The organism is Pseudomonas sp. F220 (assembly GCF_057813935.1).
In genome coordinates this window covers 1-281 of record NZ_JBVASJ010000185.1, presented here as the reverse complement: position 1 = coordinate 281, position 281 = coordinate 1, and the positions used below count along the sequence as shown (strand labels likewise).

Annotated in this window: 1 pseudogene; it reads left to right on the top strand. The window is 59.8% G+C overall.

The features are described 5' to 3' along the window. Positions 1-281, top strand: a pseudogene (locus ACZYSM_RS29570) (MFS transporter); the annotation flags it as partial.

The window sequence follows — 281 nt, the reverse complement described above, 5'->3', positions numbered from 1 at the left end:
GAGTTGGGCTGGACGGCTCCCGCCACCCTTGGATGCATGGCGTTGGCGGTCGCGCTGTTGGGGGTGTTCGTGTGGATCGAGCACAAAGGCCACGACCCATTGATGCATCTGCGCCTGTTCAGCTATCTCGAGTTGCGCATGGCGATGCTGCTCACGGCCATATTCATGAGCAGCTTCGGCGTGCAGTACTACTTCTTGGCGCTGTACTACCAACAGGTCTACGGCTACAGCGTATTGCAGTCAGGGTTGGCGTTCCTGCTGCCGACCCTGCTCTGCACCCT